Origin of the sequence: Aquimarina callyspongiae (assembly GCF_034322225.1) — a bacterium.
In the GTDB taxonomy this organism is placed as follows: Bacteria; Bacteroidota; Bacteroidia; order Flavobacteriales; family Flavobacteriaceae; genus Aquimarina.
Genome location: NZ_JAXLPA010000006.1, coordinates 1 through 23,054, shown reverse-complemented (window position 1 = coordinate 23,054; position 23,054 = coordinate 1). Strand labels below are relative to the sequence as shown.

The following is a 23,054-nucleotide window of genomic DNA, read 5'->3' as shown; positions in this document are numbered from 1 at the left end:
ACTATGGGAGGCAGAACAAGAGAATTGACATTACAAATAGAAGCAGAAGGTAGAACTTTTGACTTCAGTGATCAGGCTTTAATTTTAGAATGTAGAGCAGAACCCAATGTAAAATTACATTTTTTAAGGTTTGGACAATTGTTAGATGAACCTAAAGAAAGTCATTTACAAGCCAAAGTAAAAACCGATGGGGGGCAACCTCAAAAAGATGAAAATGGAAATATCATTTTAGAAGAAGTTATCATTGCAGAACCTAGGTTAGAAAATTTTAGTACCGTCAGAACGGGATTAAATCAAGGATATATATATATCATTGATGAAAATAAACCAAACGAACCCATAGAGTTTAAAATAGATGGGTACGGTAATTTTTCATCTGTTTCATGGGAGAGTCAACGGGGCGGAGTTCCAGATATTCGAGATGTTGACGGAAAAACAAACACAAATGGATACTATGAAGCTGACCATAATGCCATTGTGTGGGCAGCTTACTCTCCTATCCAATGGACAAAGGATTATTATGATCAGATGGTTGGTGACATGCAAAAACGTCAGGATCGAATGATCAAAATAGAGGCCAATGGTTTTCCATTAGGTACTACACAAAGTAATTCTAATGACATATCTCCTTATAACGGTATTACCACTTACTTTTCTTCAGAAAACCGGAGCCTTTGCCGTAGAATACAACAAAAAATAGATATTATACAAAGGCAAGAAGAACGTAGTGAAGAAAATAGAAATGAAAACCCTGATCACCAGGAGCCAGAGATCATGACTGATATGTTCATTACACTTGATGATCCTATCGGAAATGCTAATGAAATTTCACTTCATCTTGCGTCCGAAATTATTATGCATAGAGCCATTATTGAGTCTATGCAAACTGGTACAGATGTCATCGACATACACAAAAGAATGTTAAGAGGAGGACAACCTGGAAGATTATCAGGTGAAAAAGAGCAGATAAATGCTATGTTTTCTTTAGCCTTAACTACATATCAATTAGTGTATAATGATGAAGAAATGATTGATGATTATGATGGCGGTAGAATTGGATGGGGTCGCGGAATTTACAAACAGAAATTACTAGACGTTTTAGGGGTAGAAGAACGAAAAAAACAAAGAGAAAAAGTTAATAGTTTTAGAGATGATCTAGGTACATTTTTAAATTCTGACTCATATAAAGAAGCCTATCTCGATTATGTTGAAGGTTCAATATTGAATATTATTGATGGTAAATTCACTATTATGCAGCACCTAAGACTGCTAGTTATTAACCCTCACGATATTGATCGCACCTTAGATCTTAAGGATGAATATGAAAATAACCATCAATGGGATCCTTTTATTGAAGAAACATTAAAGGAAAATGAAGAGTACTCGTTCCATGCTGTTCTTAACAAACAGGTAGACATAGATGAAGAAACGATTAAACAAAGTATTGATCTAGCGAATAAATTTGCTGCTTTTGTAACTGCCTCCCTTGAAACTTATGCTAAGTATGCCTTAGAAGATGTTGTTAAAGTAGAATCTTATATAACTCTAAAAAAAGTTCCAGTACAAGGTAGGTATAAATTGCTGGTAACTCGTTTAAACAAAATCAACGCCTATGGCGAAGATCTTTTTGAAGTAAAAGGCTATGAGGTGAGACAAAAGTTGGAGGCAAAAGGAATGGCATTAGATAAGTCGAAAAGTATTTTTGGACGTTATAAAGGTAAAAAAGACATTATCCGTTTTAAAACCAATACTCCAGAAATTGTATTAGTCGAAACTGCTCGTGGGAAACATATTTTTGATATTCCAGTTGTACAAGAGGTCGAAAAAGAAATCACAAAATACCGCGAAGTATCTAGCACACAACCTACAAAAATGGGGCAACGAGTTGGTAAAGTACTGGACGGAGCACCATTTCGAGGAGTGGTAGCTTTATTACAAATACTAAATATCAGTGCTGCTTATAAAACGCTAAGTGATCACGATTCAGTTAAGAACAGAATGGCACTAATTGGTGTTAGTGCAGAATTAGCTGCTGCCTCAGGATATTTTGCTAAAGCAGTTTTTCAAAAAAGACTTGGTCAAAGCTCTTTAGCTTTAATTGGTAAATGGGCATTACGATTAGAAGTTGCAGGAATGGGGATCACAGTGGTTATGTGTGGTTGGGAAGCTATCGATAGTTATGGGGCACGAGATCAAGATGCTATGTGGGCCTGGATTGGTGCTGGAGCTGCTTTTTCTATAACCACAGCTGCAGCTACATCTGCTAGTGTTGCGGCTTTTTTAGGACCTATTGGTTGGATTGCTGCTGGTATCGGCGTAGGCTTGGTTTTTCTTGCTTATTATCTAAAAGATTCTCCTTTAGAAGCGTATTTCAAACATTTTACTTTTAGCGATGATGTAGCACTGGATAAAAGAAATGGTGAGTTAACTTGGGCATATAATAAACGTTTTTATGATTCTAGAGTATTATTAATGGGAGATGACAATGATTATATGAAATATACCAACTTTAAATTAGCCGCTGCAGAATTAACCGATCTTATTGTTTGTGCTAATATTGAATTGACACCAAAAAAAGTAATTAATCAAACAGAAGAATATATCCCTTCTTACTCTATGCATTCTTCTGGTACTTTTATAAAAGAAGGAGATATTAAAGAGTTTACTTCAGAAATAAGTTTTAGACAATTTTTCTCCGACCCCAGTCAACTTTCTTATCAGGTATTTTATTATCAGGATGGGATACGTAATGGTAACGGAGTTAGCTTAAATATTACCAACGAAGTAATTCGAAAAGCAGGAACCAGCGAATCTCCTCCAAAGGCCGTGGTTAGCTTTGAAATTCCTGATCGCTTCTTAAATTCAGATAACAATAACAGTCAAATACTATTTGTATGTAACTTGGATTTGGGTGAAGGTAAATACTATCCTAATAGATATGATGGTAATGAACGGTATTTAGGAATCATTGGTGGAATCAATCAACTTCGTTCAACACATCTCGGTATAGGGGTAACAAAAATGGATCATACCTATAGTAGTAATGTGAGAGTAAACACACTTAATAATTTAAAATCTTATAATTCCTGGGTAAATGAGTAAGACAAAATGGGATAAAATTAAAGAGTTTTTAAAAGGTTATGTAAATACTGAAATTCATAGTACTCCTGCTCCAGTTAATAGTGAATTGATTAACAACAAAGTTTTTAAAAAAATCGATGATAATTCTATAACTGCAATCAGTGACGCTCAAACTTCACCTCAAGCAATTATAATTATTCCTATCATCATATTTTTATTCTTACTAGTATTAGGAGGAGTCGATGATATATTAGTGCCTCCAAGTATTTATATAAATATTGCGTTATTAGTTATTATTATTTTTGGAGTAATATACTATTTTACAATGCCGGAAAAGAATATTATATTCAATCGAAAAGACGGGTTATTAAGTGTTCCAGGGTTCTTATGGAAAAAAGGTTTTACAATTAAATTTAATCAGGGTAAATTTGGCTGGGTAGGAACTGGAGGTGCTTCTGGTAATTTAGACATGAAATTAGCTGTTAAGCATCCTGATCATCTTCTAAAAGGAGCCGGAATTTATGGGCATATAAGTAATTTTGATGAATTACTATCATTCTATGTTTGGTATATGGATAAGAATAGGCCTTTGCCGCCTGGTAATGCCTTTGACCCATATCGTGATCTGGATTTTAAACGTCGTAAAGCCGAAGGCTTCCCTCCTCCTCTATACAGAAGTTATATCCCAACACCTGAAGCAACTCCAGAACAGCAAACAGAACGAGAACAGTATTGGACAGATCAAGACTATACCGAAACATTTGAACGCGAACAAGGATCAGAACTTTATAACCCAGAGATCCATACTGATTGGGAGGAAGTTACATATCTTAAACCTGATTCTCGAGAACCTTTGGCTAATACTTATATACGGTTTACCTTTCCTAATGGTAACATCATCTATTCAATAAGTAACTCTGAAGGTAAATTTTATCAACCTCCTGAGGACTTGAATTATGAAACGGTCGTAATTAACGTAAAAAAATAATCTGATTTTTAAGTTATCAACACACTAATAAGCGTATTAAAACAATAAATAGAATACCCCTAAAGTAATTCAAAACACGTATTGGTAATAGTTTAATGATATCTAAATAATCTTGTTCAGACCATAACTTAATTAATTATAAAATCATTTTGTAACTTGTAGGTAGAATTAAACCGACTATGCCATTTACGCTAGAGCAACTAGGAACCTTATCTGAAAAAACTTTACTCTTCCTTCTGATTTTTAAAAAGAATGGAAAAATCATAGCAATAAACAATAGAAGCAAAATTCTGTTTCCTTGCGATATAGATGATATAAAAGGAAAAAATCTAACAGATTTTATTATTGATGATGATGTTCCTATTTTTAAATCTGTCACCTCAACTATTTCAGATAAAAACCCTATAATAAATCAAAGTTTTAGTTTTCCTACACAAAAAGAAGGTGTGCTCTCTTTAAAACTTGATCTAATATATTATAATGATCTTATTTATGCTACAGGGCTTGATACTACTGAAGAGTACAAAGAACATAGGGCTTTAGTTACCATTTCTCAACTCACCAAAACAGGAGCTTGGTATTACAACCCGAAGAATAAAGATATGTATTGGTCCAAAGGGTGTTACCTTATCAAAGAATTAGCTCCTGACACACCTATTACGAGAGAAAAAGGAATCGGTTATTATCCAATAAAAACAAGAAAAAAGGTAGAAAGTTATTTAAATAACCTCATCAAAGATAAAGAACCTTATGAGTATACCGAAAAAATAATTACCGAGAAAGGTAATGAAAAATGGGTCAAAGTAGTAGCGCACCCGGTTATATACAAGGGAGAAGTTGTATTTGTTAACGGGACCATTGCTGATGTTACTGAGCGTTATAATTATATTGAAAAGCTACGACAAAATGAAGAAACTAAACACCTTGCTTTAAAAGGAATCAGGTCTGGTTTGTTTGATCATCTAATAGAAAAAAATGTTGTTTTTTACAGTGAGGATTTTAAAAAAATGCTAGGCCTTCCTCTGGAAGAAGATTTTTTTCCTGAAGAAGCCTTTAGAAAAATGATTCACCCAGATGATGCAGAAGATGCATTACAAAGACACTTGGATAATCTTAAACAAGAAGGTCCTCATTATTATAACCATTATCGTCTTAAACTTATTAACGGAGAGTATAGGCATTATGAGGTTTATGGTTTTAAAAGAAAAAACAAAAAAGGTAAAACCATCAGAATGATCGGTAACCTCATCGATGTACATCAAAGAAAACTAAATGAGAAAGCCATTGCCAATAGCAGAAATCGACTACAAGCTATGGTCAACAATGGGTTTGCCTATACTGTTCTTCTGGACACTAACGGAAAAATCTTGATGACGGATGAAGCGTCATTGAAAATAATTAAGCAAGACTTTAATGTGAATCCCTATGAAACTCCCTGTCAGTTTATAGATGTAACACCTCTTAATTTTAAAAACACTTTTGCTCACGAATTTAATGAAGCTTTAAAAGGAAATATTGTAAGAAAAGAAATCGAACGTACTACAAACAAGGGGAATATTATGTGGTTAGAATCTAAGTACACTCCTATCTTTGATAATGAAAACATAATTAATTCGGTACTGATAAGCTTTCACGATATTACCGAACAAAAATTAGCAGATTTATCGATCAAAGAAGCTCATATCAAAGAGCAAGAGCTAAGTGAACTTAAATCTAACATCTTATCAAATTTTAGTCATGAAATAAGAACACCTCTTAATGGGATCATTACCATAAGTAAGCTTTTGATTGAAAACAATGACCCTGAAGAGCAAAAAGAGTTAATTGGATACCTTGAAGAAAGTAAAGACAGGTTACTAGATACAATTACCAACTTATCCAACTTTAGTGAGATAGAGAGTATTCAAAAAAATCTTAACTATAACGAAGTTGATACAAACTACTTAGTAGAAACTTCATTTCGTGAATATCGACATATGGCTAATGTCAAGAACTTAAAATATCGTTTAGAGCTTGATGAAACATCTCCTGTCATTAAAATAGATGAAGCATTATTTAAGCCTGCTTTAGATAATATTATACATAATGCAATAAAGTACACTAAAAAAGGAGGTATATTAATTAAAATTTATTCTGTACCTTCAAAAAATAATATTTATATTTCGATTCAGGATACCGGTATCGGAATTAAAAAGGCTTTCATTAAAAAAATATTCGAGCCTTTTATCCAAGAGAGTATTGGATTAAGCCGAAAATATGAAGGAACGGGTATCGGGCTAAGTTTGTCAAAACGTTATATTGAGATTCTTGGAGGGAAAATAAAAGTAAAAAGTAAGGTAGGTAAGGGAACTGAGTTTATTATTATAATTCCAAAAAGCATATGAATATACTTTACGTAGAAGACAATAAAATAAATGCAATAGTAATGGACAAGATGTTATCTAGAGATGCATCCAGAGTTATTATTGCAGACAACCCAATGCAAGCTTTAAAAGTCGTAACAGAGTCTCCATTGGATCTTATTCTTGTAGATATCAACCTCGGACTTAATCAAATGGACGGTTGTGAGTTACTTAAAAGATTTAGAAAATTAGATATTTTAAAAGATATTCCAGTATATGCTGTGACTGCATATGCTATGCCCGGAGATGAAAAAAGATTTATTAATCTGGGATTTGATAAGTATTTTTCTAAACCTGTTAATTTTAACAAACTCAAAAACGCTATTGCCAAGATCAATCCTGCGCTATCATAATAATGAGAATTTTACAATATAAAAAAAGCGAGTACAAATTGTACTCGCTTTTTCTTATTATATCGTAAAAAATTATTGTTGCTCATAATCAGAATCCCAATCGGTCCCATCATCTCCTTTTTGACCATCCATTTTAATCATAAAGTTTTTTGCCGGGAAATAAGGTTTCATATGAATATCAAGATATACTCTATCTTTTTGTTGTGGATCTTGCTCAAAACGTTTTATAGAAAAATCCTCTATCAATTGATCCGGCCCTGTAATATTATCAAGAAACTTGACGATTTGTCCCATTAACTCTTTACGAGTTCTGGAGTTAAAGTTTTCAAAAGCTCTTCTGTTTAAGAAATCCATAAGCACTTTGGTAACATAGTCAAATACTCTTACAACAGAATAAGTTTGAAGCCCAAGATTATCTCCATTAAATAAAGTTTTAGCAGAAAACGCCATAACTTTACCATATTCATTTACCATAGGAACCAATCCTAATTTCTCTAATTGGGCAATCTCACTTTTCTTTAGATCAAATCTTACACCATCAACCTCATTCATACCACCATACTTTTTACCGGCAGTTACTTGCGACATTAATGTTTTGTATATTTTACCTGCTAATGCACTGGATGGCGGGACAAAAAGATCATCCTCTTCTCCTACTTCATCGTGTTTACCTCTTCCCACTAACCAGTTACAAGCCATAATGACGTTCGAACGATATTTATCGCCTCCGGTTAAATTTGCTGATTCAAACATTTCCATTACATCATCTGGCTCATCTAAATGCTCAAAATCAGTAACCATCATTACTTTATTCTCGTGAGCTATTTTTGCCCACTTTTCAACTACTTTATTAGAACCTAAATATCCTGGAACTACCAATAAACCATAGTTATCTCGTAAATCCAAACGATCAAACCCTTGTACAAGTTCTTCTTCTATAGCATCTATAAATCTGGTATTATCCAGATCTTTAAGTTGGTCCAGTTCTGCATTCAAAATATTAATATTCTTAACTTTTGAAGATTCTGTATTTTTGAAGAATAATGCAACGGATCTATATGATTGTTCTAATTCTCTGGTTTGTTCAAGAGCATCTCCTAAATTCTTTTCAAGTGATTTTCCTGCTATTTCAGAACGTTTTTCGGATTCATCTACCATGGTAGGAATATCTTCTGATGAAGATAAGATATCACTCCATATCTCTAACGTTTTTTGAAGCTTGGCACGCTCTAGTTTCTTAGACGATTCTGTAAGAAAAATCTTTTTACGTGCTTTACGGTCCGGATTCATATTCTGTACATCATCAATACAGGCTTCTAACAAATCAAATCCACCATATCTGGCTAATTTCTCTTCATTGATTTTTAATTCCTTAACCGGGTCTTCTATTTTAACACTCTTGCGAGCTTCTTTTCCTGCTGCCATTTATTGATTTTTTAACCTTGTTGTAATTCTGCTATTAATGATTCGATTGACCTTATTAAAGCTTCTTTGGCCTCAGGGTCCGCAAGTGCCGTTTTTAATATTTTATTTGATTTAAGTTGTTTAACCACTTTTAAATACTGATCTTTTTCTGTACTAAGATCATTCAAATATTTACTTTGATTAACAATCCCTTTTTTACCAAAATCTCCCAGGTTATTAAACTTTAAAGTTTCCTTGCTTTCTACACCATCTGCATTCTCAAAATCTACGTCTATCTCAGGTTTATAATTTTCGAATACAGCTTCAACAGAGGTTAATCCACTAACTACCTCAGGTTTAATCGGCTGATCATTTGTTAGTTTTTGAACAAGAAGAGTTTTATTCTGGCCAATTTCCAGAATTGCCTCACTGGCATCGGTTTTAATCTCTGTTCCTCCTAATCCATAAGTATTACCGCTCATATCTCTTATATAATGATTTGTTAATGATAAATATACTAAATTTTATTGCAGGTCATAACTTTTATTGAAACGACCATTGCATTTTTTCATCCTTTACATCCAGTTGCACCAAAGTGCCTTTTCCTATTTCTCCGGTTATCAATTTTTTTGAAAGTACAGACCTTAATTCTGTACGTATAACACCTCGTAATGGTCTTGCTCCATACTTAGGTGTAAAACCTTTATGAGCCAAATATTCTTGGGCTGCATCTGTAAGTTTTAAAGTTACTTCTTGTTTAGCCAAAGCTTTATGTAAATCTTTTAACTGAATGTTAAAGATCTTAACCACATTTTCCTTGGTTATCGGAGCAAAAGGAACAATTTCTGTTAGTCTTCCTAAAAATTCAGGCCTAAAATGTTTTGACATTAATTCTAAAAGATCTGAAGATTTAGGGATTTCTCCATCTGTAAAAGATTGTACTACATGCTCGCTTCCAATATTAGAAGTAAATAATATAACTGCGTTTGAAAAATCTCCCGTCTTACCAAGTCTGTCATTCAATTTTCCTTCATCAAGAATTTGCAAGAAAATATCAAATACAGAAGGGTGCGCTTTTTCAATTTCATCAAAAAGAACAATCGAATATGGTTTCTGACGGATTTTATTAACTAACAATCCTCCTTCTTCATATCCCACATATCCTGGAGGTGCACCATATAATAATGCTGCAGAATGTTCTTCTTTGAATTCAGACATATCAAACCTAATAATTGCTTCTTCTGTCTGAAACAAAAATTCTGCCAATGACTTCGCTAATTCTGTTTTCCCAGTTCCTGTGGGTCCTGTAAAAAAGAAAGATCCTGTTGGTAAGCCAGGTTTGCTCAAACCTGATCTTGATTCTAATACCGCTTCTGTAATCGTTTGTATCGCATGATCCTGACCTATAACCCGTTTTTTAAGATGGTCTTCCATATTCAACAAGCGCTCTTTTTCATCTGCCTGAAGTTTACCTACAGGAATTCCTGTTTTATTAGCAATGGTTGCAGAAACATCGTTTTTATCTACATCTTCTTTATTTTCTGAAGCTTTTTTTAGGAAACGATCTAGAATATTCTCTATTTTTTCAATATTTTGTTCTATAGTTTCAGATCTCAAAAATGTATCCTCCTCACCCAATTCGGTAAATAAAAGGTAGCTAAACTTGTTTTTTAAATTATTGTAAAACCACTCTATTTCATCTACCATATCTTCTTGAGAAACTTCTTTGTTTTTTATTTCTTCGAGATCCGATTGCAATAATAGAATCTGATCAGAAGTAGTCTCTATCATATATCTTGAGGCAGACATTGTTCTATCTATTAAATCAATAGCTGCATCCGGTAAACTTCTGTCTTTATTATAACGTTTTGAAAGGCGAATTGCCTCTGCAATTGTATCATTATCTATTGCTAATTTATGATGCTCTTGATACTTACTAATCGTATTAGAAATCATTTTTAAAGTATCATTCTCTGAAGGTTCTTCTAAGGATACTGTTTCAAATCTCCTTGTTAATCCTTCGTCTGTTTCAACATGTTTTCTATAGGCATCATTGGTTGCTGTAGCAATAAAAGTAACCTCACCTTTTGCCAATTCTGATTTTAAGATATTAACCAATCCTTGGTTTCCACTATCTTTATCAGCAAGGTTATTAATTTCATCTATTAAAATAATAGGCTTGTCGAATTCTTTAACGGCCGTAATGATTTTTTTGAACCTATCCTCTACTTCACTTTTATAAGAAGCCCCAGACACAAGATTGATAAAATCCAATTCATATACCTGCGCATTTTTTATAGAGTCAGGAACATTATCTTGAGAAATCGCTTCAGAAAAACCATCTAATAAGACAGTTTTCCCTACTCCAGGTTCTCCTACAATTAATACATTGGGCTTAGCATGTCTTCCTAAAATCTCAATAATCATTTTGATTTCGGCATCTCGCCCAAAAATAGTATCAAGTAATTGATTTTTTGCCTCAAACGTTTTATCGATACAATATTCTTCTAAAACACCAGCACCTGTTTTGTTGCCTTTTCTAACAGGTGTTGTCTTATTTTCGTTTGTTTTGCTATTTGAGTTAGATGCTCCTTGAGTAGATGCTATCAAAAGTTCATCTGCTTTAAGCGGTAAAGTTTTTAATTGCTCATAAGAAAACCCTACTCCTGGAGTACAAAGAGAAATTAATAATGCTTGTGGTGTAATTTCTTCTTCTCCAAGCTTTAACTTAATCGTATCTCCTTCATTAAATACAGCTTCAATTGACTTGTCGCCTACAATATTATCGGGCATAGCAACAACTCTAGGTAATGCTTCTATTCTTACCTCTGACCACTCTTCATAATAATATATATCTCCATCTATTTGATTAAAAAAATCTCTTAACCCAACGTCTTTATGCAACAATGCTTTTAACAAATGAGCAGCGTTATATTGATCGTTATAATATTCTTTGGCGATAGATTGTGCTATATGAATTGCCGTATCAACAGAAGATGATAATTTGTAATCTAATATTTGCATGAAGTTGGTTTTTGGTAAAATAAGCAAATAACCCAATAATTAGCAAAAATATAAGTGCTAAGTATTTACAATATTTGTTTTTTTATTGGATTCATAATCTAATAATCTTTCAGCGAATAATTCCCCATAGACTATTTTAGATTTTATTGCCAATAATAAATCAAATATACATCGATAATTATCGATTATTTACACCTTTATTAGTGAAATAATACCCCCTGTTTTCAGGGTAGTGATTATAATTAAAAGTGTGCTATGTATACCAAAGAATATCGGTTAAGCAAATATTATCAAATATAAAGATTGATTTAATATTATCTTATCTGAGTAAATCGAATACCTAAATTCTTTTCAAGATCTCTGATTACTTTTAATTCCTGTTTTACAATCAAAGCCAAAGACAACCCTGTTTTGCCAGCTCTGGCAGTCCTACCGCTTCTGTGTGTATAATAATCGATTTGATCAGGAAGCTGATAATGTACTACAAAAGCAAGATTAGCTACATCAATACCTCTGGCAGCTACATCTGTAGATACTAACAATTGTAAAGTTTTATTTTTAAAAGCTCGCATAACCTTATCTCGCTCTTTTTGTGTCATTTCTCCTTCCAGCAATCCTATTTCATAGTTTTTTGCTTTCAGTTGTTTAGAGAGTGTACGGGCAGCAACCTTAGTTTTAGTAAAAATAATACCTCTGTTATTTTTTTGAGATTTTAAAAAATAAGTAAGTGTATCTAACTTATTTGCTTCTTCCCCAACCACAAAATGATGATCAATGCCTTTATTAACAGCATCGTTTTTATCAATCGTTACTTTAATAGCCTGCTTACTAACATAGGTATTAATAATTTCATGCAAGGAAGAAGGCATCGTAGCAGAAAAAAGCCAAACGTTTCTATCCCCTTTAGTTTTACTAAGAATAGTAGTTAAATCCTTTTTAAACCCCATACTTAACATTTCATCAGCTTCATCCATTACGATAGTTCTGATCTTAGAGATATCTACAACTTTTTTCTCTATAAGATCAATAAGCCTTCCTGGTGTAGCAACTATAATATGAGTGGGGCGTTTTAGTCTAGAAATTTGTTTTTCTATCTTCTCTCCTCCATACACAGATTCAGTAAAAATCTTATCTGTATACTTTGTATACTTAAATAATTGTTTTGCTATCTGTTGTCCAAGTTCTCTGGTAGGTGCAAGAATCAAGGCTTGAATATGTTTTAATTCTGGGTTTATATGTGTAAGTAACGGAATACCAAAAGCCGCTGTTTTTCCTGTTCCTGTTTGAGCTTTACCTATAAAATCTGTTTGGTTATTAATTAATACAGGTATTGCTTGTTCTTGTATTTTTGTTGGGGTACTAATTCCTATATCAGCTAACCCTTTATTAAGGTTCTTGGATACTCCTAAATCTAAAAATGTCATGTCTTACACTATTTGGAGTACAAAAGTAGTCTAATACATCCACACCTCAAATAAAATAAAACTACTTAGCTTTTAACAGGCTATATTTTTAAAATAATCAAAAAATTGTTTCTTAAGGGTTAGTCCTTTCTTATGAAAGTGTGACTTGGTCATACAAAACCCTCCGGAGCAATTAAAATCTGCTCCTTCATCAGAAGAAATAATATCTATTAATGATAATTCATGTAGAGTATCATGATCAAGGATAAATCTATTCTCAAAATGATGCTCTTCAAAAGTATTTTTTAAAAAACTGTAAGAAAAAACTTTCTTTTCTATACTGAAATGTTTATCTTCATTGTCTACTTCAGATTCTAAAAAGAAAAAATGGAGATCAGATTTGGTATGTTGTGAATGCCCCGTATTTAAACAAAACATAGTAATTATGGTAGATAAAGTGAGTAATAGTTTATTCATAATATAGGGAAATTACGTTAATTGTATTTTTGAAATCACGCACAAATATTAATAATAGCTTCGGCAAAGCATATAACCTAATAAGGTTTGTTATTCAAAAACATCGGTAAAGTACTCAAAAAATCGACAAGAGACAAAATATAATAGTATTTTAACACTATATCCTGCACTTTTTTCTACTTTTTTTATCGTTTCACCCTAATTCACTGATTGTTTAACAGTTAAAATAATTTTGGCCCATCAGAATCATGATTAGGCAAACTTAAATCTGTACCAATTTTTGCATTAAGTTTTTCGATAAAGTATTTTGATAATAATGGAGATTCTTTTTCAACATTTTGATGAACGAAAAAATGAACATTACTCAATCCAATATCGGTCCAAGTGCTTAATCGATTAATCCAATCATCTAACCTTGTGTAATCTGATTCATGATTTGCTCCAACATATCTAATAAAAGATTCATTATTTGTAAGTCTCATATGTAATAAATCTCTTCTTCCCGCAGTATCTGTAATAATATTTGCAATGTTATGCTGTTCCAAAAGATCATATAATTCACCAGAAACTGTTTCATCATTGAACCAATCTGTATGCCTAAATTCTACTGCTAATTTTACTTCTTTAGGCCATTGTTCCATAAACTTTATAACTCGATCAAAGTTTTTAGGAGCAAAATTACCGTGCATTTGTAAAAAAATAGTACCTAACTTTTCTTTTAGATGTAGGGCATTTGATAAATATTGATCAACATACGGTTGGACATCATCATTGAGACGTTTTAAATGTGAAATATTTTGAACTAGTTTAGGAAAAAACTTAAACCCTTCTGGTGTCTTATCATACCACTTCTTAAATTGATCCTCTGGAAAAATTCTATAAAACGTAGCATTAAGCTCTATACAATTAAATTGTCTTGAGTAGTATTGTAATTCATCCTTTGTTCCACGAGGATAAAACCCTTTGAGATCTTGTTTATTCCATTTTGCACATCCAACATATACTGATAGGTTGTCAGTAGATCCCTTTTCTGATAATACTCTACTAGTATCTTTATGATCCTCTGGTAATATAAAATCTATTGTTTCTGGATGATCGACTTTTCCAAATTTCATAAGAAAGTTTTATGGTTTTTATCAATTAGACATTATTTATTATAATCACAACTAAATAACAATTCTATAAACATCTATCAAATTTTCACAGTTTATTTCTTTGTTTTAACTTAAAAAGATTCATAAAATAGTGTAACAAAAATAAGATACGATTGACTAACTTTACAGTAACAACAATTAAAATTTAAACAATGAATACTTTAAAGTCATTAATCGTAGCAATGGTAATTGCCATTATTGCACCTGTTCAAGCACAAACAGCAGATGAAATAATCGCTAATTATTTTGAAAATACCGGAGGAAAAGAAAATTGGGAAAAGCTTAAAGGGATCGAAATGGTTGGTGTGATGAAAATGCAAGGAATGGAAATTCCTTTTGAACAAGTATCCACAAAAGATGGTAAACAATTAATCACTATAGAACTTCAAGGTAGTCGTATGATATGGTCTGCTTTTGATGGAGAAACTTCATGGACTAGAAACCAAATGACTATGGAAGCTGAAAAAAGTGATAGTGAAGCTACTGATAATATGAAAAAGCAAACTAAAGATTTTCCTGATCCTTTCTTAAATTATAAAGAAAAAGGGTATGCTGTAGAATTAATCGGTAAGGAAACTATTGACGGTACTGAAACTTTTAAAGTAAAATTAACCAAAGATCCGATCACTATAGATGGGCAATCTCAGCCTAATATTACTCATTACTACTTTGATACGGAAAACTTTGTTCCTATAATTATGGAATCTCAAATAAATGAAGGTCCTATGAAGGGTCAAACAATAAAATCTTCTATAAGTGATTATCAAGAAGTAAATGGTGTTTATTTTCCTTTTACAATAGGTAATGATTTTCAAACGATGAATTTTACTGAAATCAAAATCGATCCAGAAGTTGACAATACGAAGTTTGCTTTCCCTGAAAAGAAGTAATTCATACATATAAATACATCATCCCCAACTTGTTTGGGGATTTTTTTTCACACAACTAATAATCAACCAAGTAATTATGAATAAACGGATTATAATTGCAGGTCTTAGTCTTATTTTATCTTTAGGCTTGCAGGCTCAAGACATTGTTCTTAAAGGCAAAGAGCTATTCGGAAAATTAGAAGCCAGACATATTGGCCCTGCTCTTATGAGTGGGCGGATTATCGATTTAGAAAACCATCCAACCAACGATCGTGTTATCTATGCCGGAGCAGCAGGTGGCGGTGTATGGAAATCTTCAAACGGCGGAGCCAGCTTTGCTCCTATTTTTGATAAACACGCGCAATCCATCGGTGCTATTAAAATTGATCCCAGTGATCCTGATAATACTATTTGGGTAGGTACCGGTGAAATCTGGACCAGAAATAGTGTCTCTATAGGTGATGGATTATATAAATCCAATGATGGAGGAGCAAACTGGAAAAAAATAGGGTTCGAAAAATCTGAACGTATCAGTAGCATTGAGATTAATCCAAAAAACTCTAACGAAATTTATGTTGGTGTTTTAGGAGCTTTATGGGGAGATAGTTCAGAGAGAGGTGTCTACAAAACTACAGATGGTGGTAAAAACTGGGAAAAAATACTTTATATCAATGAACGTACAGGAGCTACAGATGTAGTTATGGATCCTAATGATCCTAATACATTATATGCAGGAATGTGGGAATTTAGACGAACTGGATGGGGATTTAATTCTGGAGGTCCTAACAGTGCTTTATACAAATCTACAGATGCCGGTAAAACCTGGAATAAAATTCATAACGGTTTCCCAGAAGGAGATTTAGGTAGGTTTGCATTTGCCATTGCACCATCAAATTCTAAAATACTATATGCTGTTGTTGAAAGTAAAGAAGATAAAGGACTTTATAGATCTGATGATGCAGGAGCCAACTGGAAATTACTCAATGGTGATTTCGGGCTTGTGGTAAGGCCCTTTTATTTTTCAAGAATTGTAGTAAATCCTAGAAACCCAGATATATTGGTTAAAGGAGGTTTGTTTGGTTCAATTTCTCGAGATGGAGGAAAAACCTTTAAGAACCTTGGTAATATGCATGCGGATATCCATGATATTGTTTTTGATATTAAAAACTCTGATCGTATGTATGTAGGAACAGATGGTGGTGTATACAGAAGTTGGGACGGAGGAGCAACTCTGGATATTGTAGATAATATGCCTGTTTCTCAGTTTTACCAAATCAGTGTTGACGATCTTGAACCATATAATATTTATGGAGGCTTACAAGATAATGGTTCTTGGTATGGCCCTTCTTCTTCTCCTGGAGGCATCGAAGCTAGAGATTGGAAACGAGTTGGAGTTGGAGATGGATTTAGAGTATTAAAACATCCTACTAAGAACATTATTTATTCAGAAATGCAAGGAGCTCAAAATGTTTGGAGATATGATGTTGATAAAAATACTACCAAAACTATACAACCATTACAAATCAAAGGAGAAGCCGATTTACGATTTAACTGGAACGCTCCTATAGCAGTAAGCAAACATCAACCAGATAGAATATATATAGGAAGTCAATTTTTACATATCAGTGAAGACAAAGGTGATAACTGGAAAAAAATCTCTCCAGATCTCACAACAAATGATCCTCTAAAACAGGATAAAGAATCAGGTGGGATTTCTATTGATAAATCAGGAGCAGAAACCCATACTACTATATTTACAATTGCAGAATCTCCTTTGGATGAAAAAATAATTTGGGTAGGTACCGATGATGGTAATGTTCAAGTAACACAAGATGGAGGTAAAACATGGACAAATACAATAGCAAACATACAAGGTTTACCAAAAAACACTTGGGTATATCATATAGAAGCTAGTTCACATAACAAGGGTACTGCTTATGCTGTCTTTGATGGTCATGCTCAAAACGATATGAACCCATATGTATACAAAACCACAGATTACGGAAATACCTGGAATTCAATCGTAACAGATGATATTATTGGTTTTGCCAGAAATATTCAAGAAGATTATGTAAACAAAGAGTTACTCTATTTGGGAACAGAATTTGGGTTATTTATTACCATCGATGGAGGAAAAAACTGGTCTCGTTTTACAAATAATATGCCTGCTACTGCAGTACATTTTATTGATTTACAAAAAAGGACAAACGATCTGGTATTAGGAACTCATGGTAGAGGTGTCATTATTATAGATGATATTTCTCCTTTAAGACAGATCAGTCAAGAAGTACTAAAAAAAGATGTTCATTTTTTTGATACTAAAACTGCTATTATAAAGGAAGAAGGTGGTTTTGGTGGAGGAAGTACAGAACTTCAATTTGTAGGAGATAACCCTAGTTCTTCTGCTCAAATTATTTACTATTTAAAGAAACGACACACTTTTGGAAAAATGACTTTATCAATTCAAGATTTATCTGGCAATGAATTGGTAACTCTAACTCCAGGAAAATCCAAAGGAATCAATATCGTTAATTGGAATTTTAGAAAAAAAGCACCAAAAGTAGCTGCCGGTAAAACATTTACCTTTGGCGGGTTTACTGCTCCCAGAGTTTCTGAAGGAGAGTATAAAGTAATTCTTAGCAAAGGAAAAAACAAGTATGAGAGTACCATTAAGCTAAAAAACGATCCTAATTCTATAGTTACTACCGAAGAGCGTAAAGAGCAATTGAAAACGACTAAGAGCTTATTTGATGAGATGCAGAACTTAGCTTATCTGGTATATCAGATTGATCAAAATATAAAGGCTGCTGAATCTCTGAAAAAAAATGACCCTAAGTCTAAAAAAACTACCACTCCTGTAATTGATAAGTTAAATGCTTTAAAAGAAACATTAGTAGTAACAACTGGTGATAACTATGTGGCAGAAGCAGAACCTCAATTAAGAGAAAAGTTAGCAGAACTATATGGTGAAGTTGCAGATCAGTTCGAAAAACCTTCTTCTTCTCAATTAGAAAATAAAGAAGTACTCGAATCCAGATTAAATGAGGCTAAGATAGCTTTTGATAAAATAGAAGCAAAAGAAATAGCCAAGCTAAAGAAATACCTGGAAAAGAACTCCTCTACTCCTATTAATATATTAAGCAAAGAGGATTTTATAAATAAATAATCACTTTTCTTCCTTAAAAAAATGCTCCTGAAAAAGGAGCATTTTTTTTACCATATCCTAAAAATTTGGTAACACTATTAAAGAAATCTTCTTATTACTTTATAGTTACAAAGGTTGTTCATAAATAGTTTAAAACTCTATTAAGGCTTCTTTAATTTGGATAGAACAATTAAGTAATTTTAGTAAACACTCTTTATTATGGAAAACAGGGAAACAAATTTATTGGCGATGAGGCCGCAAATTTTGAATGCAAGAGTTTCTGATAATATGTCCAGAGATGAGCAATTTCAAAATAAAACTATTCGTCCGATAATCAAATTACAGAATGATTTACTTATTGCGGTATTTAAAAACTATATAGGAAAGAGAAAAAACACTTTTTATGATCTAACTTTAGAAAAAAGAATGTTATTTATTGAAAATGCCGTTCAAAAAGACATGAAATTCCGGAATAGCCTTAAGGGAATGATCATAGGTCAATTTACTGTTGAAGAATACGCTGTCTATATTAAAAATTCATCTGCCCTTAATAAGAGAATGATGAATATTGTAAAAGAACGTTTACAAAGTAATATTCAGTTATTAGAAAAAGACATTGCGTGTTAAAAGAAAAAACTTTTTAAAAAATTTAAACATACCAAATAAAAAGCCGAAAGAAATCTATTTCCTTCGGCTTTTTTATAACGAATAATTACAACACCTGCTTACTCTTCCATCAATTTAAATTTCTTAATCAATTATTTACAAGCATGTTTATTTTCTAAATAAAAAAGATACCGAAATTAATACATCTTAAATAATCATCCGTTTTATGGAGATTTTCATTTTAAATTAAACACGTTTATTATTATTTAATTCAAAACTTCCTGAATTTTTAAATTCTTTCGTCTATTTAAAGAAGTATTCAATCTCTAGATACATTTCTTATGTTTTCAGGGAATAATCACTGTTTGCAAAGCTTACAGGCACCAGCTTCAACAAGTTAAAACAATCAAAAAATCCGTTTAAAAACATTTTTTTAACAAAAAAATAATAAATTCCATTATTATTAATATGTTTTTTCTTACTTTTAATGAACACAAATTAACGTAATTAACCAATCGATTATATGGAAAAAAACTACTCTCCTACAACAAACATTATTCTTTGCACTTTAAAAACCCTCTATCTCATGTCTATTTTTAAGGCTTAAATAGATCTATCCGCTTTTTTAGAACCACTTTTTGATATCATTAATTCATTTTATAGTGATAATCTCAATTATTTGATCATAAAAACAAATAATTCAGTTAAACCCCAAAACTACCCCAATGAATATAAAGACACTAATCAACTTGTGCCCTGCTAAATTATGCTTTGTAGGGTTTTTATTATTTTTTTTCAATCCGCTTTTTTCCCAAGATTGTACTACAGTAAATAATATTGGTATTACTGATAGTGATAATGACAACATATGTGATCTCTATGATCTTGATGATGACAATGACGGTATTCCTGATACTGTAGAATGCGGAATTCCTGATATTATACTAAACGGAAGTTTTGAACTTGGTAATCTAGTCCCTCCAAATAATTGGGGATTAATTCATGATTCTAATATCGTAGGCTGGAATAGTTCATTACCTAATAGACTAATAGAATATTGGGGAAGAAATTTCTTAGGGATTACAGCACCTGAAGGTGATATTATAGTAGAACTTAATTCAACCGCTCCTTCAGCGATTTATCAAACTATCAATGTAAATCCAGGAGATCAAATCCTCTGGTCATTAAATCATAAAGGTCGAGTTGGTATTGACAGAGCTTCTGTAAGAATCGGAAATAATTTTGCCACAGCTCCAGTTCAAACCATTATGGAAACAGATAGGTTTACTTTTGAACAATATGCCGGTTTATATACGGTTCCTGCTGGTCAAACTAATACATTATTTATAATCGAATCCGTATCCACAGCAGGAAACAGGCCTAGTGTAGGAAACCTTATAGATAATGTCCAGATTTTTTTAATTAGAAATTGCCCGGATTTTGATGGTGATGGAATTCCAAACGATCAAGATTTAGATAGTGATAATGATGGGGTTTATGATGTTGTTGAATCTGGAGGAGATGATCTAAATGATGACGGAAGAGCTGATGATGACGATAACAATGTAGATAATTCTACAACTAAAGGAATTCCTACTTCTGCAGGAAATGGTACAACTCCCATAGATACAGGCAATGATGGAACTCCTGATTTTCTAAACCTGGATAGCGATGCTGATGGGTGTAGTGATGCTGATGAAGCTTATAATGATCCCGATGCTGATGGTAATGATACCGGAGTATACGGAGTTGACCCTGCCACAGTGGATAGTAATGGATTAGTGATAGGAGCTCCTTACACAGATCCTTTCGTTATAAATCGGCCTATATTAAAAGTAAAGAAACAAGTTTTAGACATTAATGGTATCGATATCACCGGTGGTGCAGTAAACCCAGGAGATCAGTTATTCTATGAATTAGAAATAGAAAATCAGGGTAATGAAGATATTATTAATGCAAGTATTAGGGATGCTTTACCTACTAACGTTATTTTTAATACAGGAAGCATTACTGGTAGTTTAGGGTTAAACGGGTCCTATAACTCAGCAAATCATGAGGTTAATATTACTATAGATGATGAGCAAATAGAACGGTTCGATGGTCCGACATCTATTCGTTTTGGAGTAAATGTGGTATCCAGTTGTGCCGATTTACGTGATGCTTGTTCTAATGAAATTACAAATATAGCAGTGTCTAGTTATACAGGCAGTGTTTCTAATATCAATATTACAAATGAAGATAGTGTATTAGCACAAGATAGTTGTTTATTCGATATTGAAGGAGCTTCTACAGTCACTATAGATTTAGCAAGTTGTGATGGTAATTTTGAAGCTTTTATTTGTACAGGAAGTATAGATTTAGTAGCTGGATCAGGATTTTCTACATATGTATGGACAAATTTAGATACTGGTGCTACCGTAGGCACAAACCAAACACTTACAGTTAGTACTGGAGGACGATATCGTGTAGATAAAGGAGGTAATCCAAGCTGTAATGATCTTTTCGAGATCTGGACGGTAACGGCTTTTAATACCGTTACTAACCCTATTATCCCAATTGCTAATGATCCAAATGTTAATGGTAATGTTAGAACCTGTCCTATTACTGGAGATCCATTACCAGAATTATTTTTATGTGGAGCTACAGATTCAATTTATTTAGATTCAGGTTTTGTAGATGCTAATTCTATAATTTGGGAACGATTAGATCCTGCTGCCTGTCCGACAGTTCCAAGAAATGGAGATTGTCCTACAGTTGATGGCGGTTGTGCTGCAGACTGGACCCAGGTAGCTACTACCAGAGATTATACAGTTAGTGATGCAGGAGAATATAGAATTACTACTGTTTTTGATGGTAACTGTACAATTACTTTCTATTTTAATGTCTTTAAAAATAACTTTGAACCAAACCTGGTTATTGTAAGAGATATCGTATGTAGTACTCCTGGTACACTTAGAGTACAGAACTCTTCTAGCCAATATGAATATCAATTAGTAACGCCAGGTGGTGGAACAATTGGTTACCAGGCATCGCCAGAATTTACTGGTTTAACAGAAGGAGGTACTTATACAGTAAACGTACGTCAAAACAGTGGATTATCAACCGCCTGTTTATTTACAACAACACAGTTTATGGAGGTACTGGATTCAACAGTTTCTATAACTGCAACCGATCCAGGATGCCCTGGAGGTAGAGGCGAAGTTCATATCCAGGTGACTGATGGGGATGCTAATTATACCTATAACATTAGTAGTGCTACTAATCCATTTACGGCTAGTGAAGGACCTACTACGAATCCTAATCATACGTTTACCGGTTTAAATATAGATACCTATAATGTAGAGGTACTTTCATATGATGGAGAATGTATAGATACACAAAGTATAACAGTAGATCCATCTCCTGTATTTTCTGCTATAACTACACTTCAGAGAGATCTAAGTTGTAATGTTAATTACCAACCGGATCCAGGTGTGAGTAGTCCACCTTTTGATCCTGATCAATTTATTGCTTTAGTCGAAGTAAATGTTACAGGAGGAATAGGAGGTTTTATATACGGAACTAACAGTACGATGACTCCGCCATTATTGACACCAGAGCCATCGACTTCCAACGTATTTAGGTTTACAACAATTGGAACTCATACCATATTCGTTCAAGATACTTCTACAGGGTGTATTATTCCTGCAGGAAGTGTTGTTGTAAGTCCATATGAAGAAATACAAGCTACTCTTACTGCTATAAATCCTGATTGTCCTGGAGATGATGGTTCTCTATTTATACAGCTCATTGCAGGAGAAGGGCCATTTACTTATGTTTTAAACAGTTCAACTTTTGTAAGTTCTAATGGTGATCATACCTTCATTAATATTCCTGTAGGAAATCATTCTGTTCAGGTAATTGATCGTTTTGGTTGCAGACATCCTGCTTTAAATGCTACGGTTGTTGGAGCAGACATCCTTACCGCTGATATAGCGATCACTCAGGAGTATCGTTGTGATGCTAGTGGTTCTAGTGTTACTCCTCAGTTAGGAGAGATTACGATTTCGAACCCACAGAATGGTAACGGGAGTTATGAGTATAGTATTGACGGAGTTGATTTCACTAATACGACGGGTATTTTCACGGGTCTTACCGATGGTACCTAT

The 23,054-nt window shown here is 33.1% G+C and carries 14 protein-coding genes; 8 read left to right on the top strand and 6 right to left on the bottom strand.

The genetic code is table 11. The features are described 5' to 3' along the window. Positions 1-3: 3 nt before the first annotated feature. The 4 genes from U0D62_RS22070 to U0D62_RS22055 all read left to right on the top strand — a co-directional run bounded on the left by U0D62_RS22070 (position 4) and on the right by U0D62_RS22055 (position 6,824). Positions 4-3,102, top strand: coding sequence for a toxin VasX (locus tag U0D62_RS22070; protein ID WP_322289531.1), 3,099 nt, complete (start codon positions 4-6; stop codon positions 3,100-3,102). Further along, a complete protein-coding gene (locus U0D62_RS22065) occupies positions 3,095-4,069 on the top strand; it encodes a hypothetical protein (RefSeq protein ID WP_322289530.1) in 975 nt (324 codons plus the stop codon). Before U0D62_RS22070 ends, U0D62_RS22065 begins: the two co-directional genes overlap by 8 nt. Positions 4,070-4,248: 179 nt before the next feature. After that, positions 4,249-6,453 (top strand): sensor histidine kinase, encoded by a 2,205-nt coding sequence (locus tag U0D62_RS22060; RefSeq protein ID WP_322289529.1) that lies wholly within the window; start codon positions 4,249-4,251, stop codon positions 6,451-6,453. Beyond that, positions 6,450-6,824: a response regulator gene (locus U0D62_RS22055; protein WP_322289528.1), complete on the top strand. Its 375-nt coding sequence runs from the start codon at positions 6,450-6,452 to the stop codon at positions 6,822-6,824. The genes U0D62_RS22060 and U0D62_RS22055 overlap by 4 nt, the downstream gene beginning before the upstream one ends. Before the next feature lie 72 nt (positions 6,825-6,896). Here U0D62_RS22055 and U0D62_RS22050 read toward each other — a convergent pair whose 3' ends face one another. The 6 genes from U0D62_RS22050 to U0D62_RS22025 form a co-directional block, all read right to left on the bottom strand. Continuing rightward, positions 6,897-8,249 (bottom strand): DUF5458 family protein, encoded by a 1,353-nt coding sequence (locus tag U0D62_RS22050; RefSeq protein ID WP_322289527.1) that lies wholly within the window; start codon positions 8,247-8,249, stop codon positions 6,897-6,899. An 11-nt stretch (positions 8,250-8,260) separates the two neighbouring features. Next, positions 8,261-8,710, bottom strand: coding sequence for a hypothetical protein (locus tag U0D62_RS22045; RefSeq protein WP_322289526.1), 450 nt, complete (start codon positions 8,708-8,710; stop codon positions 8,261-8,263). Between the two features lie 61 nt (positions 8,711-8,771). Then, on the bottom strand, positions 8,772-11,252 hold the full coding sequence (locus tag U0D62_RS22040; protein WP_322289525.1) for an ATP-dependent Clp protease ATP-binding subunit: 2,481 nt from the start codon (positions 11,250-11,252) through the stop codon (positions 8,772-8,774). A 314-nt stretch (positions 11,253-11,566) separates the two neighbouring features. Next, the gene (locus tag U0D62_RS22035; RefSeq protein ID WP_322289524.1) at positions 11,567-12,676 is read right to left on the bottom strand and encodes a DEAD/DEAH box helicase; all 1,110 of its coding nucleotides are present in this window, start codon (positions 12,674-12,676) and stop codon (positions 11,567-11,569) included. A gap of 72 nt (positions 12,677-12,748) precedes the next feature. Then, positions 12,749-13,132: a hypothetical protein gene (locus tag U0D62_RS22030; protein WP_322289523.1), complete on the bottom strand. Its 384-nt coding sequence runs from the start codon at positions 13,130-13,132 to the stop codon at positions 12,749-12,751. Between the two features lie 221 nt (positions 13,133-13,353). Then, complete coding sequence (locus tag U0D62_RS22025; protein ID WP_322289522.1) at positions 13,354-14,247, bottom strand: DUF72 domain-containing protein; 894 nt, start codon at positions 14,245-14,247, stop codon at positions 13,354-13,356. Between the two features lie 191 nt (positions 14,248-14,438). Here U0D62_RS22025 and U0D62_RS22020 point away from each other — a divergent pair, with 191 nt between their 5' ends. The 4 genes from U0D62_RS22020 to U0D62_RS22005 form a co-directional block, all read left to right on the top strand. Then, positions 14,439-15,176, top strand: coding sequence for an outer membrane lipoprotein-sorting protein (locus U0D62_RS22020; RefSeq protein ID WP_322289521.1), 738 nt, complete (start codon positions 14,439-14,441; stop codon positions 15,174-15,176). Positions 15,177-15,252: 76 nt separating this feature from the next. After that, positions 15,253-18,321 carry a WD40/YVTN/BNR-like repeat-containing protein gene (locus U0D62_RS22015; RefSeq protein WP_322289520.1) on the top strand — a complete coding sequence of 1,023 codons (3,069 nt, stop codon included), beginning with the start codon at positions 15,253-15,255 and terminating at the stop codon, positions 18,319-18,321. Between the two features lie 198 nt (positions 18,322-18,519). Continuing rightward, complete coding sequence (locus U0D62_RS22010; protein ID WP_322289519.1) at positions 18,520-18,927, top strand: glyoxalase; 408 nt, start codon at positions 18,520-18,522, stop codon at positions 18,925-18,927. A 704-nt stretch (positions 18,928-19,631) separates the two neighbouring features. After that, positions 19,632-23,054 (top strand): carbohydrate binding domain-containing protein (locus U0D62_RS22005; RefSeq protein WP_463428671.1); only part of this gene is annotated, 3,423 nt, incomplete at its 3' end.

Coding starts and splice junctions, on each gene's coding strand:
- U0D62_RS22060 (WP_322289529.1), top strand. CDS start 4,249: ATGCCATTTACGCTAGAGCAACTAGGAACCTTATCTGAAAAAACTTTA.
- U0D62_RS22045 (WP_322289526.1), bottom strand. CDS start 8,710: ATGAGCGGTAATACTTATGGATTAGGAGGAACAGAGATTAAAACCGAT.
- U0D62_RS22030 (WP_322289523.1), bottom strand. CDS start 13,132: ATGAATAAACTATTACTCACTTTATCTACCATAATTACTATGTTTTGT.
- U0D62_RS22020 (WP_322289521.1), top strand. CDS start 14,439: ATGAATACTTTAAAGTCATTAATCGTAGCAATGGTAATTGCCATTATT.
- U0D62_RS22040 (WP_322289525.1), bottom strand. CDS start 11,252: ATGCAAATATTAGATTACAAATTATCATCTTCTGTTGATACGGCAATT.
- U0D62_RS22070 (WP_322289531.1), top strand. CDS start 4: ATGGGAGGCAGAACAAGAGAATTGACATTACAAATAGAAGCAGAAGGT.
- U0D62_RS22025 (WP_322289522.1), bottom strand. CDS start 14,247: ATGAAATTTGGAAAAGTCGATCATCCAGAAACAATAGATTTTATATTA.
- U0D62_RS22055 (WP_322289528.1), top strand. CDS start 6,450: ATGAATATACTTTACGTAGAAGACAATAAAATAAATGCAATAGTAATG.
- U0D62_RS22065 (WP_322289530.1), top strand. CDS start 3,095: ATGAGTAAGACAAAATGGGATAAAATTAAAGAGTTTTTAAAAGGTTAT.
- U0D62_RS22010 (WP_322289519.1), top strand. CDS start 18,520: ATGGAAAACAGGGAAACAAATTTATTGGCGATGAGGCCGCAAATTTTG.
- U0D62_RS22035 (WP_322289524.1), bottom strand. CDS start 12,676: ATGACATTTTTAGATTTAGGAGTATCCAAGAACCTTAATAAAGGGTTA.
- U0D62_RS22015 (WP_322289520.1), top strand. CDS start 15,253: ATGAATAAACGGATTATAATTGCAGGTCTTAGTCTTATTTTATCTTTA.
- U0D62_RS22050 (WP_322289527.1), bottom strand. CDS start 8,249: ATGGCAGCAGGAAAAGAAGCTCGCAAGAGTGTTAAAATAGAAGACCCG.